Source organism: Streptomyces sp. TOM-9 (genome assembly GCF_056858595.1).
Genome location: NZ_JBXEQB010000001.1, coordinates 2338309 through 2353146 on the forward strand (window position 1 = coordinate 2338309; position 14838 = coordinate 2353146).

General features: G+C 71.3%; 11 protein-coding genes. 4 read left to right on the forward strand and 7 right to left on the reverse strand.

Features of this window, described 5'->3' with window-relative positions:
• Positions 1-9: 9 nt before the first annotated feature.
• Positions 10-654 carry a vitamin K epoxide reductase family protein gene (locus AC1VWI_RS10980; protein WP_499510788.1) on the reverse strand — a complete coding sequence of 215 codons (645 nt, stop codon included), beginning with the start codon at positions 652-654 and terminating at the stop codon, positions 10-12.
• Between the two features lie 281 nt (positions 655-935).
• On the opposite strand from AC1VWI_RS10980, the gene AC1VWI_RS10985 reads away from it, so the two are divergent.
• Positions 936-1745 carry an SAM-dependent methyltransferase gene (locus AC1VWI_RS10985; protein WP_499510789.1) on the forward strand — a complete coding sequence of 270 codons (810 nt, stop codon included), beginning with the start codon at positions 936-938 and terminating at the stop codon, positions 1743-1745.
• Positions 1742-3847, forward strand: coding sequence for a putative bifunctional diguanylate cyclase/phosphodiesterase (locus tag AC1VWI_RS10990; RefSeq protein ID WP_499510790.1), 2106 nt, complete (start codon positions 1742-1744; stop codon positions 3845-3847). The genes AC1VWI_RS10985 and AC1VWI_RS10990 overlap by 4 nt, the downstream gene beginning before the upstream one ends.
• 94 nt (positions 3848-3941) lie before the next feature.
• Here the strand turns inward: AC1VWI_RS10990 and hisS are convergent, their stop codons facing one another.
• Positions 3942-5204 carry a histidine--tRNA ligase gene (hisS, locus tag AC1VWI_RS10995; RefSeq protein WP_499510791.1) on the reverse strand — a complete coding sequence of 421 codons (1263 nt, stop codon included), beginning with the start codon at positions 5202-5204 and terminating at the stop codon, positions 3942-3944.
• 13 nt (positions 5205-5217) lie between these two features.
• On the reverse strand, positions 5218-5934 hold the full coding sequence (locus AC1VWI_RS11000) for an MBL fold metallo-hydrolase (RefSeq protein WP_499510792.1): 717 nt from the start codon (positions 5932-5934) through the stop codon (positions 5218-5220).
• 191 nt (positions 5935-6125) lie between these two features.
• On the opposite strand from AC1VWI_RS11000, the gene AC1VWI_RS11005 reads away from it, so the two are divergent.
• Positions 6126-6950 carry a peptidylprolyl isomerase gene (locus AC1VWI_RS11005; RefSeq protein WP_499510793.1) on the forward strand — a complete coding sequence of 275 codons (825 nt, stop codon included), beginning with the start codon at positions 6126-6128 and terminating at the stop codon, positions 6948-6950.
• A 220-nt stretch (positions 6951-7170) separates the two neighbouring features.
• A complete protein-coding gene (locus tag AC1VWI_RS11010; RefSeq protein ID WP_499510794.1) occupies positions 7171-8400 on the forward strand; it encodes a DUF349 domain-containing protein in 1230 nt (409 codons plus the stop codon).
• 113 nt (positions 8401-8513) lie between these two features.
• On the opposite strand, the gene AC1VWI_RS11015 is transcribed toward AC1VWI_RS11010, so the two are convergent.
• From AC1VWI_RS11015 to secD, 4 genes are all read right to left on the reverse strand, one after another.
• Positions 8514-11003 (reverse strand): RelA/SpoT family protein, encoded by a 2490-nt coding sequence (locus tag AC1VWI_RS11015; protein WP_499510795.1) that lies wholly within the window; start codon positions 11001-11003, stop codon positions 8514-8516.
• A gap of 316 nt (positions 11004-11319) precedes the next feature.
• Positions 11320-11880 (reverse strand): adenine phosphoribosyltransferase, encoded by a 561-nt coding sequence (locus AC1VWI_RS11020; protein ID WP_499510796.1) that lies wholly within the window; start codon positions 11878-11880, stop codon positions 11320-11322.
• 55 nt (positions 11881-11935) lie between these two features.
• Positions 11936-13075, reverse strand: coding sequence for a protein translocase subunit SecF (gene secF / locus AC1VWI_RS11025; RefSeq protein WP_499510797.1), 1140 nt, complete (start codon positions 13073-13075; stop codon positions 11936-11938).
• Positions 13075-14835 (reverse strand): protein translocase subunit SecD, encoded by a 1761-nt coding sequence (secD, locus tag AC1VWI_RS11030; protein ID WP_499510798.1) that lies wholly within the window; start codon positions 14833-14835, stop codon positions 13075-13077. Before secD ends, secF begins: the two co-directional genes overlap by 1 nt.
• Positions 14836-14838 lie beyond the last annotated feature (3 nt).

Sequence of the window (14838 nt, forward strand, 5' to 3'; positions counted from 1 at the left end):
GCCCCGCCGTCAGATCAGGGTGCTCCAGTACGTCCACCAGCGGGTCAGGATCGCCACCGCGATCGCGCCGTACCAGAGGACGGGGACGACCCAGTGGAACTCCAGCACCAGGTCCCGGACGCGGGCGGGCGCCGGGATGATCTCGTGCTTGAGGTTGTGGACGAGGGTGTACCAGAACAGCGCGATGGTGACGACCCACGCCAGCGAGCACCACAGGCACAGCGAGCCGATGTTGTACAGCGACTGGTACTGCAGCCATGTGACGAAGCCGACGCCGAAGAGCGTCCCGGCCTGCAGTCCGAGCCAGAACCAGCGACGGTAGCGGGCGCCGGCGAGCATTCCCACGGCGAGGGCGATGACGACCGGGTAGGCGACCATGCCGATCATCGGGTTGGGGAAGCCGAAGGCGTGCGCCTGCTCGCTCTTCATGATGTTGCCGCAGGAGATGATCGGGTTCAGGCTGCAGCCGGGGACGAAGTTCGGGTCCTCCAGCAGCTTGAACTTGTCGATCGTGATGACCCACGAGGCGAGCAGGCCGAGCGCACCGCAGACCACGAGCAGCCAGGTGAAGGCCCTGCCCGCGCCGACGAGCCCGTCCGTGGACTCCTCGCTCCCGCTGTCGGTGCGAGCCGTGTCAACCACCGTAGTCACCATGTCGCCGTTTCCGTGGGTCGGGGATGTGCCGCACTGCCCAACGCGTCGAACCTGCCGGAAGTGCCGGGTCCCATGGTGCCGTGTCACCCGCGCGAGCGACAACGGCCGGGCGTGAGGGCGGAATTCTGCTGCGCTTCGTGTGGCAGCCGTCGCGCCGTGTTAACAGCCGCCGCGCAGGTGCGATGACCCACACCCTCCGAAAATGCGCAGAAATGAGACATATAGGATTCTCAGAGGACCCGGAGATCCGAGGATCCACTTCGACGGGGAGAGGTGCCCCCATGCGTCGACCCGAGTGGGTGCCCGCAGGGACGGACGTCGAGACGCCGAACGCCGCCCGGGTCTACGACTACTACCTGGGCGGATCCCACAACTTCGAAGCCGACCGCGACATGGCGCGGCAGGCCATGGCGCTGTGGCCCGACCTGCCGGTGATCATGCGTGCCAACCGCGCCTTCCTGCGCCGCGCGGTCCAGCACCTCGCCGGCCTGGGCATCACCCGCTTCCTGGACATCGGCTCCGGGATCCCGACCTTCGGCGCCGTGCACGAGGTCGCGCGGGCCGTCCACCCGGAAGCACGCGTGGTGTACGTCGATCTGGACCCGATCGCGGTGGCCCACAGCCGCCTGCTGCTCCAGGACGACCCGCTGAGCGCCATGGTGATGGCCGACATGACCGACACCGGAGACCTGCTCTCCCGGCCCGAGGTCACCGCCCTGCTGGCACCCGGGGAACCGGTGGCGGTGCTGCTCGTTGCGATGCTCCACTTCGTCACCGACGCCGAGGACCCCGCCAAGATCGTGGGCGCGCTGCGCGACGCCGTACCGCCCGGCAGCCATCTGGTGCTCACCCACGCCTCCCGGGACAGCCGCCCCGAGCAGGCGGACTCGCTGGCGGAGCTGTACGCCCGGCGCACCACGACGCCGCTGGTCATGCGGACCAGGAAGGACGTGACGGCGTTCTTCGACGGCTGGGACCTCCTGCCACCGGGCCTGGTGTGGCTGCCCGAGTGGCGCCCGGACGACCCCGAGTCGGTGGGGCCGCATCCCGAGTGGATGTCGGGCCTGGCCGGTGTGGGGCGGCGGCCGTGAGCCAGTCGCCGTCCCCCCTCGCGGGACCCGCCCCGGACTTCGCGGACGCCTGGTCGCGCCTGCTGCGTTCCGGCCCGGGGCTCGCCCTGCCCCCGCTGACCCTGCACCGGGTGGCGGACACGACCGCGGAGCTGCTCGGGCGGGCGCTGGGCGACCCCACGTGCGACACCGCGCCGGCGGAACAGGCCGGCACGCTGCTGGTGGAGGCCCACTTCACCGACCCGGAGATCCTGGCGGCCGCCGTGGCGCTGCTGCAGATCCAGCCGGCCGCTCCGGACCGGGTACCGGCGGTGGCCGGCGCCTTCGCCTCCGGCTGGGCGGCGGCGCTGCGCGAGCGGACGCTGCGCGAGCAGGAGGCGATCCAGCGCGCCGCCTTCCGGGCCCGTGAGGACGCCGAGCGGGCCCGGCGCGCCTCTGAGGCCCGTTTCCGCGCCTTGTTCGAGCACGCCGCCATCGGCATCGGCATCGCGGACGTGGACGGCACGATCGTGCAGTTCAACCAGGCGCTCCGGGATCTGCTCGGGGCCCGCCCGGAGGACCTGCGGGGCCGCAGGGTCACCGAGCTGGTGCACCCCGAGGACGCCCCGGGGGTGTGGGAGGCGTACGACGACCTGGTCAACGGCCGCCGCGAGCGGTTCCAGTGCGACAAGCCGTACTACCGGCGCGACGGCGAGGTGGTGTGGACCCACCTGACCGTCTCGCTGATCCGCGACGAACACGGCGAGCCCCGCTACCAGGTGGCGATGGTCGAGGACATCACCGACCGGTACCGGCTGCAGGAGCGGCTGCGTCACCAGGCCACCCACGACCCGCTGACCGGGCTGCCCAACCGCACGGCGTTCTTCGAGCGGCTGGAGGGCCTCTTCGAGCAGCCGCAGCCCGGCGCCCGCTTCGGCCTGTGCTACGTGGACCTCGACGGGTTCAAGGTCGTCAACGACAGCCTCGGTCACGGGACCGGGGACCAGTTGCTGACGGCCGTGGCCGAGCGGCTGGACGCCGCGCTCGCCCCGCTGGGGCACCTGGTGGCACGGCTGGGCGGGGACGAGTTCGTGGTGCTGCTGGAGGAGTGCCGCGGCGACCAGGAGGCGGTGGCGGTCGCCAAGCTCGTCCTGACCACGCTCGCGCGGCCCTTCCTCGTGGGCGACCAGCAGCTGACGATCGGCGCGAGCGTCGGGGTGCTGGCGCAGCGGATCGCCGCCACGACCCCGGGGGCGGCGGTGCGGGCGGCGGATCTGACGCTGTACCGCTCCAAGGAGGCCGGACGGGGCCGCTGGACGCTCTTCGACCCCCAGCACAACGCGCGCGCCGTGAGCCGGTACGCCATCTCCGTACGGCTGCCGGTGGCGCTGGACCGCGGGGAGTTCTTCATCGACTACCAGCCGCTGTGCTCGCTCGCCGACGGTTCCCTGGCGGCGGTGGAGGCGCTGGTGCGGTGGCGTCACCCGCAGTTCGGGGTGCTGGGGCCGGACGAGTTCGTGGGGACGGCTGAGGAGACCGGGCTGATCATGCCCCTGGGCCGGTGGATCCTCGAGCGCGCGGTCGGGCAGGCGGCCGCCTGGGTGCGGCGCTACGGGGAGGCGGCCCCGCAGATCAACGTCAACCTGGCGGTCCGTCAGATCCGCAACCCCGGCCTGGTGCACGACGTCACGTCGATCCTGGAGAGCACCGGGCTCGAACCCGGGCGCCTGGAGCTGGAGATCACCGAGAGCGCGGTGATCGGGCCCGAGGACGAGTCGCTGCGCGCCTTGCAGGCGATCGCCGACGCCGGGGTCTCGCTGGCCGTCGACGACTTCGGCACCGGCTGGTCGAACCTCGCCTACCTGAGGGACCTTCCGGTGTCCGGGCTGAAGATCGCCGGCGCGTTCGTCACCGACCCCCACCGCGCCGGGACGGACGACCCGGTCGGCTGGCGGATCGTCGGCGGGCTGGTGTCGCTGGCGCACGCGCTCGGCCTCACGGTCACGGCCGAGGGCGTGGAGAGTTCCCAGCACGCCCGGCGGCTGCGCTCACTGGGCTGCGACTGGGGCCAGGGCTGGTACTTCGGGCGGCCGATGCGGCCGGAGCGGATCGCCCGGTGGATCGAGCGGGGACGGCCGGAGTGACCCGCGGCCGGGAGGCCGGTGGCCGATGGCCGGTGCGCGCGCACGGCGCGGCCGGCCGGTGGGGACACCGGCCGGCCGCGTGACCGCCGGACGGTCAGGCGAGCCGCTCGCGCACGGCGGCGACGACGCCGTCGAGCGGCACCGCGCTCTGCTCGCCGCTCTCCAGGTCCTTCACCTGCACGACGCCCTCGGCGAGGTCGCGCTCGCCGGCGACGATCGCCAGGCGCGCTCCCGAACGGTTGGCGGACTTCATCGCGTTCTTCAGCCCCTTGCCGCCGAAGGCGAAGTCCGTGGCGACGCCCGCCCGGCGCAGCTCGGTGACCACCGCGAACAGCACCCGGCGCGCTTCCTCGCCCATCGGCACCGCGAACACCTGCGTGGCAGCGGGCAGTTCGAGCTCGATGCCCTCGGCCTCCAGGGCCAGCACCGTACGGTCCACGCCCAGCGCCCAGCCCACCGAGGGCAGCGCGGGGCCGCCGATCATCTCGGACAGGCCGTCGTAGCGGCCGCCGCCGCCGACCGCGGACTGCGAGCCGAGGCCGTCGTGCACGAACTCGAAGGTGGTGCGGGTGTAGTAGTCCAGACCGCGCACCAGCTTCGGGTCGTCCTCGTAGGCCACGCCCGCGGCCGTCAGCAGCTCGCGCACCTGCTCGTGGTAGGCCTTGCAGGCCTCGCACAGGTGGTCGCGCATCATCGGCGCCCCGACGAGCTGCTTCTGCACGCTGTCGCGCTTGTCGTCCAGGACGCGCAGCGGGTTGATCTCGATCCGCCGGCGGGTGTCCTCGTCGAGGTCGAGGCCGCGCAGGAAGTCCTGGAGGGCGGCCCGGTAGACCGGACGGCACTCGCGGTCGCCCAGCGAGTTGAGCAGCAGGCGGAAGTCACGCAGCCCCAGGGAGCGGTAGGCATCCACGGCCAGGATGATCAACTCGGCGTCCAGCGCCGGGTCCTCGGCGCCGATCGCCTCGGCGCCCACCTGGGAGAAGTGGCGGTAACGCCCGGCCTGCGGCCGCTCGTAGCGGTAGTACGAGCCGGAGTACCAGAGCTTGACCGGCAGGTTGCCGGCCTTGTGCAGGTTGGCCTCCAGCGCGGCGCGCAGCACGGAGGCGGTGCCCTCGGGGCGCAGGGCGAGGTTCGTGCCGCCCTTGGTGGTGAGGGTGTACATCTCCTTGGTCACGATGTCGGTGGACTCGCCGACGCCGCGGGAGAAGAGCTCGACCTGCTCGAAGCCGGGGGTCTCGACGTAGCCGTAGCCGGCCCGCCGCAGCGGCGCGGACAGCGCCTCGCGGACCGCCAGGAACACGGCGGAATCGGGCGGCAGGAGGTCATAGGTGCCCTTGGGGGCCTGGAAGGTGCTCACAGGAGGTCTCTCGTCACATTCCTCGTCGCGGACGGGCGGGGTGGTCGTCCCCTCCGAGGCCGCGGGCCACCTCCGCCAGGTACGGGTTGGTGGCGCGCTCACGGCCGATGGTCGTCTGGGGTCCGTGGCCGGACAGCACCACGGTCGAGTCGTCGAGCGGCAGGCACACACGGGCCAGCGACACGAACAGCTCGTCCATGGAACCGCCGGGCAGATCGGTGCGGCCGACGGAGCCGGCGAACAGCAGGTCGCCCGAGAAGAACACCGAGGGGATCTCGGCGGTCTCGGGGAGCCTGAAGGTCACCGACCCCTCGGTATGGCCGGGCGCGTGCGCCACGGACAGCTCGAGACCGGCGAGCTCCAGCGTGCTCCCGTCGGTGAGCTCCTTCAGGTCGTCGGGCTCGCCGATGGTCAGTTCGCCGAGCAGCTGCGCGCCGATCGAGCGGCCGAGGGCCTTCTCCGGGTCGTTCAGCATGTAGCGGTCCCGGGGGTGGATCCAGGCCGGGACGCCATGGGCCCCGCAGACCGGGACGACCGATGCCGTGTGGTCGAGATGGCCGTGGGTGAGGATGACGGCGACGGGCTTGAGACGGTGTTTGGCGAGCGTGTCCTCGACGCCCTGGGCCGCTTCGTGGCCCGGGTCGATGATCACGCACTCCTCACCGGCGGCGGGGGCGACCACGTAGCAGTTGGTGCCCCAGGCCCCGGCGGGGAACCCGGCAATGAGCACGTTCGTCCTTCTGTCGGCAGTCGTTCTCGGCAGGTCGTACCGCACGACGGCGGTCCCACGAGCCTACCGGCGCCGACGCGGCCATCGCGAACCAGTAACGTCGCTGGACTGGGGGGCGCGCCGGGCGCGAAGATCGGCGGCGAACGTTTGTCACATTCGGACGCGAGCAGAAGGCATCGGGAGACGGCTCAGTGGTCACCAAGGATCAGCGGCGGCGCCAGCTCGCCCGGGAGAAGTTCGAGCGGCAGCACGACCGCCGTGTGCAGGCCCACCGGAAGACCGTACGGCGCAACGCGGTGGTCGCCGCCGTGCTCGCCGTGGTCCTGGCGGCGGGCGCCACGGCCTGGGCGGCCGGCGCCTTCGGTTCGGACCCCAAGAAGGACGACGCCGCCGCCGCGGGCGCCTCCCCCACCCCCGCGGAGACGAGCAAGGCGCCCGACCCGTGCGCCAAGCCCGCCGCGGGCAGCCCCGGCACGGAGCAGTGGAAGAAGGAGCCCGCGGTCACCGTCGACACCGCGGCGAAGTACACCTTCGCGCTGCAGACGACCTGCGGCGACATCGCGCTGGACCTCGACGCGAAGAACGCCCCGCACACGGTCAACTCCTTCGCGTTCCTGGCCGGCAAGGGCTACTTCGACCACACGAAGTGCCACCGGCTCACCACCAGCGGCATCTACGTGCTGCAGTGCGGCGATCCGACGGCCCAGGGCAGCGGCGGCCCCGGCTACACCATCCCGGACGAGAACCTGAAGGCGAAGGAGATCGCCGGGGGCACGTACCCGGCGGGCACGGTCGCCATGGCCAACACCGGCCAGGCGCACACCGGCGGCAGCCAGTTCTTCCTGGTCTACAAGGACAGCCCGCTGCCGCCGAACTACACCCCGTTCGGGACGATCAGCGCGGCCGGCATGAAGGTGCTGGACAAGATCGCGGCCGCGGGCGAGTCGACCGGTGCCGGTGACGGCGCCCCGAACGCCACCGTGGTGATCAACAAGGCGACGGTCGCGAAGTCCTGACCGCCGCGTCCCGCACCCGCAGGTGAATTTCGCGGGTGCGGGATGCGGACAGCCGGGGCACCCGTCGCCTATGTTGGCGTTGTGTAGGGTGCCTGCTCCGACGGCTGCACCATGGATGTGAGCGGACCGTCGGACCGGTCAGGGCACGGCCCGGCCGAATGGAACTGTGGACGATGCCCGCGAGCCGTACGGCGGCCGGGCATCACGTGGAGGAGGCGCTGTGAGCAGCGACCCGTGGGGCCGCGTCGACGAGACGGGGACCGTGTACGTGCGTACGGCCGATGGCGAGCGTGAAGTCGGCTCGTGGCAGGCAGGCTCCCCTGAGGAGGCGCTCGCCTACTTCGAGCGGAAATACGAGGGCCTCGTCGTCGAGATCGGCCTCCTCGAACGCCGGGTGAAGACCACCGACCTGTCCCCCAAGGACGCGTTGACCGCCATCGATCACCTGCGCGCCACGGTGACCGAGGCCCACGCCGTGGGAGACCTGGAAGCCCTCGCCAAGCGGCTGGACGCGCTGACCGACCAGGTCGACGCACGCCGCGAGGAGCGCAAGGTCGCCAAGGCCAAGGCCTCCGAGGAGGCCAAGACGGCCAAGGAGGACCTGGTCACCGAGGCCGAGCAGCTGGCGCAGAGCGAGCAGTGGCGCGCCGCCGGTGAGCGGCTGCGCGCCCTGGTCGACACCTGGAAGGGCCTGCCCCGGCTGGACCGCAAGACCGACGACGAGCTGTGGCACCGCTTCAGCCACGCCCGTTCGGTCTTCTCCAAGCGGCGCAAGGCCCACTTCGCGGCGCTCGACTCGCAGCGCGAGGACGCCCGCCGGCGCAAGGAGAAGCTGGTGGAGGAGGCGCAGGCGCTGTCCGGCTCCACCGACTGGGGTCCCACGGCAGCGCGCTACCGCGAGCTGATGACCGACTGGAAGGCCGCCGGCCGCGCCCAGCGCGAGGCGGAGGAGGACCTGTGGAACCGCTTCCGCGGCGCCCAGGACGTCTTCTTCGCGGCCCGCTCCGAGGTCTTCGCCGAGCGCGACACCGAGCAGCGCGAGAACCTCACGCTGAAGGAGGAGCTGGCCATCGAGGCCGAGAAGCTGCTCCCGGTCACCGACCTGAAGGCGGCGCGTGCCGCCTTCCGCGGCATCAACGAGCGCTGGGAGGCGATCGGCCACGTGCCGCGCGACGCCCGGCCGCGCATCGAGGGCCGCATGCACGCGGTGGAGCGCTCCATCCAGGAGGCCGAGGAGGCCGAGTGGCGCCGCACCAACCCCGAGGCGCGGGCGCGTGCCGCGGGCCTGACCGGGGCGCTCCAGACGGCCGTCGACAAGCTGCGAGAGCAGATCGAGGCGGCGCGGGCGGCGGGGAACACCTCCAAGGCCGACAAGCTGCAGCGGGAACTGGACGGGCGGCAGGCGCTGCTCGACCAGGCGCTCAAGTCCCTGGACGAGTTCGGCGGCTGAGGCTCGGCTGATGCTGGGCTGATGCTCGGCTGAGGCATCGAGGCACAGGCAGGACGACGAAGGGCCCGTACGCGAGGCGTACGGGCCCTTCTGCGTGCTCGTCCGCGGCCGTGTCAGCGCTGCCGCGCCGACGTCACCCGGTACACGTCGTAGACGCCCTCGACGCCACGCACGGCCTTCAGGACGTGCCCGAGGTGCTTGGGGTCGCCCATCTCGAAGGTGAAGCGCGAGGTGGCCACCCGGTCGCGGGAGGTCTGGACGGCGGCGGACAGGATGTTGACGTGCTGGTCGGACAGGACGCGCGTGACATCCGACAGCAGACGGGACCGGTCCAGCGCCTCGACCTGGATGGCGACCAGGAAGACCGAGGACTGGGTCGGCGCCCACTCGACGTCGATGATCCGCTCGGGCTGCTGCGAGAGCGACTCGACGTTCACGCAGTCGGCCCGGTGCACGGAGACGCCGTTGCCGCGGGTGACGAAGCCGATGATCGGGTCGCCCGGCACCGGGGTGCAGCAGCGGGACAGCTTGACCCAGACGTCCTTCTCGCCCTTGACGATGACACCCGGGTCGGCCGCCGAGCGGCGCTTGGTGCGGCTGCGCGACGGGGTCGTGACCTCGGCGATGTCCTCGGTCGCGCCCTCCTCACCGCCCAGGGCCTCGACGAGCTTGTGCACGACGGACTGCGCGGTGATGTGCCCCTCGCCGATCGCCGCGTAGAGCGCGGAGATGTCGGGGTAGCGCATCTCGTGGGCGAGCGTGACGAGCGAGTCGCCGGTGAGCACCCGCTGGATCGGCAGGTTCTGCTTGCGCATCGCACGCGCGATGGCTTCCTTGCCCTGCTCGACGGCCTCCTCGCGGCGCTCCTTGGAGAACCAGGCGCGGATCTTGTTGCGGGCGCGCGGGGACTTGACGAAGCCGAGCCAGTCGCGGGACGGGCCGGCGCCCGCCGCCTTGGAGGTGAAGACCTCCACGGTGTCGCCGTTGTCGAGGGTCGACTCCAGCGGCACCAGGCGGCCGTTGACCCGCGCCCCTATCGTGCGGTGGCCGACCTCGGTGTGGACGGCGTACGCGAAGTCGACGGGGGTCGCGCCGGCGGGCAGCGCGATGACGTCACCCTTGGGGGTGAAGACGAAGACCTCGTTGCGGGACAGGTCGAAGCGCAGCGACTCCAGGAACTCGCCCGGGTCCTCCGTCTCCTTCTGCCAGTCGAGCAACTGCCGCAGCCACGCCATGTCGTTGACGGCGTCGTCCTTCTTGGCGGACTTCGGGCTGTCGGTTCGCACCTTGGAGGCGCCGGCGACGGCCTCCTGCTTGTACTTCCAGTGCGCCGCGATGCCGTACTCGGCGCGGCGGTGCATGTCGAAGGTGCGGATCTGGATCTCGACCGGCTTGCCGCTGGGCCCGATGACCGTCGTGTGGAGCGACTGGTACATGTTGAACTTGGGCATCGCGATGTAGTCCTTGAACCGCCCCGGCACCGGGTTCCACCGCGCGTGGATGGTGCCCAGCGCCGCGTAGCAGTCGCGGACGGTGTCGACGAGGACGCGGATGCCCACCAGGTCGTAGATCTCGGCGAAGTCCCGGCCCCGCACGATCATCTTCTGGTAGACGCTGTAGTAGTGCTTGGGGCGGCCGGTGACGGTCGCCTTGATGCGGGCGGCGCGCAGGTCCTGCTGCACCTGGTCGGTGACGACCGCCAGGTACTCGTCCCGCTTGGGGGCGCGCTCCGCGACCAGCCGGACGATCTCGTCGTACATCTTGGGGTAGAGGATCGCGAACGCGAGGTCCTCCAGCTCCCACTTGATGGTGTTCATGCCCAGCCGGTGCGCCAGCGGGGCGTAGATCTCCAGCGTCTCGCGGGCCTTCTTCTCCTGCTTCTCCCGCTTGAGGTAACGCATGGTGCGCATGTTGTGCAGGCGGTCGGCGAGCTTGATGACCAGCACACGCGGGTCCTTCGCCATGGCGACGACCATCTTGCGCACCGTCTCGGCCTGCGCGGCCTCGCCGAACTTGACCTTGTCCAGCTTGGTGACGCCGTCCACCAGCAGCGCGACGGAGTCGCCGAAGTCGCGGCGCAGCGCGTCCAGGCCGTACTCGGTGTCCTCGACGGTGTCGTGCAGCAGCCCGGCCATCAGCGTCGCCGGGTCCATGCCCAGCTCGGCCAGGATCGTCGTGACCGCGAGCGGGTGCGTGATGTACGGGTCGCCGCTCTTGCGCTTCTGGCCGCGGTGCCAGCGCTCGGCGACCTGGTACGCGCGCTCGATCTGGCGCAGCTGCGACGTGTCACCCTTGGGGTCGTTGCTGCGGACTATGCGCAGCAGGGGCTCCAGGACCGGGTTGTACGGGCTGGAACGCTGGACGCCGAGCCGGGCGAGACGGGCGCGGACACGGTTGGAGGAGGTGGCGGGCCGGTTCGGGGCCACGCTCCCGGGAGTGCGTACGGGCCGGGCGGCGGGCGTCGCCGGGGCGGCGGGAGCGGGCCCGGCAACCTTGCTCTCCGCGGGTGCGGCGGGCGCGACGGGAGGAGCCGCGGAGAGGGAAGCCGCTTGCTTCCCGTCTGCGGTCGTCGTCGGCTGAGCCTGCCTGGCCTCTTCTTGCAAGGGCACTCCTTCTGGTCCCCTCCCGGCCGGAGACGGGCGAGGAGGGAGGTTCCGAGACACCATGGTAGCGATCTGACCGGGTGGACCGCGTCCCGTCCGCCCCGTGGACCCCCCGCAACGCCCGGAGGAGTGCCCCGCACCGCTTCCGGGCCGGGAGCCCGCCTCCTGCCGTCGAGCCGCCGACGGGCTGGTCAGGCCCTCGGCGTCCGCGGTCGTCCCGGGATCCCGGCACCCCCACATCCCCGCGTCCCCGCATGCCGGACATGCGTGTGGCGCCGGAGCCGGAACTCTGGCGCCACACGTCGCAAAAGGGTGCTCAGACCGCGATCAGTGCCTCCAGGGGGGCACCGCCCAGGGACCGGGCGAGGCGGGCGCGCCCGCCGAGGAAGCCCAGTTCCAGGAGGACCGCGACACCGGCGACGTCGGCGCCGGTGCGGCGGATCAGCTCCAGGGACGCCTCCGCCGTGCCGCCGGTGGCGAGCACGTCGTCGATGACCAGGACCCGGTCACCGGCCGAGAAGGCGTCCTGGTGGACCTCGATCTCGGCGGTGCCGTACTCCAGCTCGTACGCCTGGCCCAGCGTCGCCCCGGGCAGCTTGCCCGCCTTGCGCACGGGCACGAACCCGAGCCCGGCGCGGGCGGCTGCCGGGGCGGCGAGGATGAACCCGCGCGCCTCGAGGCCGACGACCTTGTCGGCGCCGTGCCGGGCGCAGAGCCCGGCCAGGGCGTCGATCAGCGCGTTGAACGCCGCGGGGTCGGCCAGCAGCGGGGTGATGTCCTTGAACGTCACGCCCGGCTTCGGGTGGTCGGGCACGTCCCGGATGCGGCTGAGCAGCAGGCTGCGCAGCCCTTCCGGGGTGGCGTCCGCGATGGTCATCGGTGGTGTTCCTCGGTCCTTCGTCGCTGCGACTCGTCGAACGTCCGCCGCGTCCTCAGTGGCGCTTGCCGGAGGGACGGTTGCGGCTGCGGTTGCGGGCCGGCTGGTTGCGCTGGCCGCCGACGACGGCGGCACCCGCGTGGGTGTCGTCCTCCGCCGGTCCGCCGTCCCCGTCCACGGGGGCCCCGTCCTGCGGCTCGTCCACGCCGTCCTCGCCGCGGCGGGCGTCGGCGGCGCGCTTGGCGAGCACGCGCTTGCGCAGCGCCTTCATCTCCGGGGCGCGCTCCTTGAGGTCCGCGACCAGCGGGGTCGCAATAAAGATCGAGGAGTACGCACCGGCGGTGAGGCCGACGAAGAGCGACAGGGCGATGTCGTTGAGCATGCCCGCGCCGAGCAGACCGCCGCCGACGAAGAGCAGGCCCGCCACCGGGAGCAGCGCCACGACCGTGGTGTTGATCGAACGCACCAAGGTCTGGTTGAGGCTGCGGTTGGCCAGCTCGCTGTACGTGTGGCGGTTCTGCTTGGTGATGTCCTTGGTGGACTCCTTCAGACCGTCGAAGACGACGACGGTGTCGTAGAGGGAGTAACCGAGGACGGTCAGCAGACCGATCACGGTGCCCGGGGTGACCTCGAAGCCCACGATGGCGTAGACGCCGATGGTGATCGTGAGGTCGTGGATCAGGGCGATCAGCGCGGCCACGGCCTTGCGCCACTCGAAGGCGATCGCCAGGTAGATCGTCACCAGGACCATGAAGATCACCAGGCCCTGGAAGGCCTTCTTGGAGATCTCGTCGCCCCAGCTCGGACCGATGATCTGCGGGTCGATGTCGGCCGACTTGACGTTCAGGTCCTCGGCGATCTCGCCCTGGATCTTCTTCGCCTCGGTGAGCGAGATGTCGCTGATCTGGACGCGGACGGCGCCCGTGCCGAGCTTCTGCACGATGGCCTGGTGACCACCGGTGTTGCCGGCGATCTTGTCCTGGACCTGGCTGACCGACATCTCGGTCTTCGGGGTCGTGAAGACCGCGCCGCCGGAGAACTCGATGCCGAGCTTGAGGCCGTTGACGGCGAGACCGACGATCGCCGCGATGGTGATCAGGATCGAGACGCCGTACCAGAGCTTGCGCTTGCCGACGAAGTCGTAGGCGATCTCGCCTCGGTGCAGGCGGTGCCCGAGGTTGCCGAGCCGGGACATCAGGCCTCCTTGACGTCGGTACGGGCCGCGGGGCGGCGAGTGCGGCGCAGCGGGGGGTTGACGCCCAGGGCACGCGGGTCGAGCCCGGACCAGGGGTGTCCGCTGGCGTAGAACTTCTTGCGGGCCAGGATCGTCATCAGCGGCTTGGTGAAGAGGAACACCACGGCCACGTCGAGCAGCGTCGTCAGACCCAGGGTGAAGGCGAAGCCCTGCACCTTGCCGACCGAGACGACGAAGAGCACGGCGGCCGACAGGAACGACACGAAGTCCGAGACGAGGATCGTGCGGCGGGCGCGCGGCCAGCCACGGGCCACGGCCGGCTGCAGGGAGCGGCCCTCGCGCAGCTCGTCACGGATGCGTTCGAAGAAGACGATGAACGAGTCCGCGGTGATGCCGATGGCCACGATGGCGCCGCACACCGCCGGCAGGTTCAGTGCGAAGCCGATGGCCGGGCCGAGCAGCGTCATGATCTCGTAGGTGAGGATCGCCGAGACGATGAGGCTCAGGATCGCCACGAAGCTCAGGCCGCGGTAGTAGGCGACCAGGTAGAGCACGACCAGGGCGAGGCCGACGCCGCCGGCGATGAGGCCGCCGTGCAGCTGCTCGCCGCCGACCGCGGCCGAGACCTTGGTGACGTCCGACTTGTCGAAGGTGAGCGGCAGGGAGCCGTAGGACAGGACGTTCGCCAGGTCCTGGGAGCTCTCCTGGGTGAAGCTGCCGTAGATCTCGGCGCTTCCGCTCAGGGTCTGGTTCACCGAGGGGGCGGAGACGACCTCGTTGTCCAGCACGATCGCGAACTGGTTGTTCGGCGGCTGCTGCTGCGACAGCTGCGAGGTGATCTTCGAGAAGGCCTTGGAGCCGGTGCCGTCGAAGTTCAGGGTGACGACCCAGCCGTTGCCGCCCTGGGTGTCGAACTGCGCGGCGGCCTTGCTGACGTTCTTGCCGTCGACCGCGGCGGGACCGAGGGCGTACTTGGCGCCGCCGTCCTGGCTGCACGCGACGATCTTGTCGGTCGGCTTGGCCTTGAGGTTCAGGTTGGCGCGCGTCTTCGCGTCGGAGCAGTCCAGCGCGGCGAGCTTCGCCTGCAGGTCCTCCGGGATGGAGGTGTCCAGCGTGCTGCCGGGGGCCGCGGCGCTCGCCGAAGGCGTCGGGGTCGGCGAGGGCGAGCCCGAAGCGGGGGCGGACGGCGTCGACGAGGCCTTCAGCGCGTCGGTGACGGCGCGGCCCTGCGTCGAGGCGCTCGCGGACGGGGAGCCGGAGACCTTGGCGCCGGTGGAGGCGCTCGCGGACGGCGAGGCCGGGGCCGAGGGCGAGCCCGAGGGGCTGGCGCCGGGCGATTCCGACGCCGCCGGGGCGTTGGCCACCTCGGCGAGCACCGGGCGGAAGTAGAGCTGGGCCGTGGTGCCGACCTGCTGCTCGGCCTGCGCGGCGTTGGTGCCCTTGGGGATGTTGACGATGATGTTCCGGTCGCCCTGGATCTGGCTTTCGGCTTCCGAGACACCAAGACCGTTGACACGCCGGTCGATGATCGCCTTGGCGGTGTCCATGTTGGTCTTGTTGATCGCGCCGGCCTGGTCGCTCTTGGCCGTCAGCGTGATGCTCGTACCGCCGGCGAGGTCGATGCCCAGCCGGGGGGTGGTGTGGCCGGAGAGGAACATCCCTCCGGTAAGCGCCACGATGGCCAGCAGGATCACTGCCAGCGCCCGCCCGGGGTATCCCTGGCTCCCCGAGGGCTTACGGCCCCTCTTCGGTGCTGCCACCTT

Bases quoted from the DNA above. Each gene is read 5' to 3' on its own strand.
- secF (WP_499510797.1), bottom strand. From the start codon at position 13,075: ATGTCCCGGCTCGGCAACCTCGGGCACCGCCTGCACCGAGGCGAGATC.
- AC1VWI_RS10985 (WP_499510789.1), top strand. From the start codon at position 936: ATGCGTCGACCCGAGTGGGTGCCCGCAGGGACGGACGTCGAGACGCCG.
- AC1VWI_RS10980 (WP_499510788.1), bottom strand. From the start codon at position 654: ATGGTGACTACGGTGGTTGACACGGCTCGCACCGACAGCGGGAGCGAG.
- AC1VWI_RS11020 (WP_499510796.1), bottom strand. From the start codon at position 11,880: ATGACCATCGCGGACGCCACCCCGGAAGGGCTGCGCAGCCTGCTGCTC.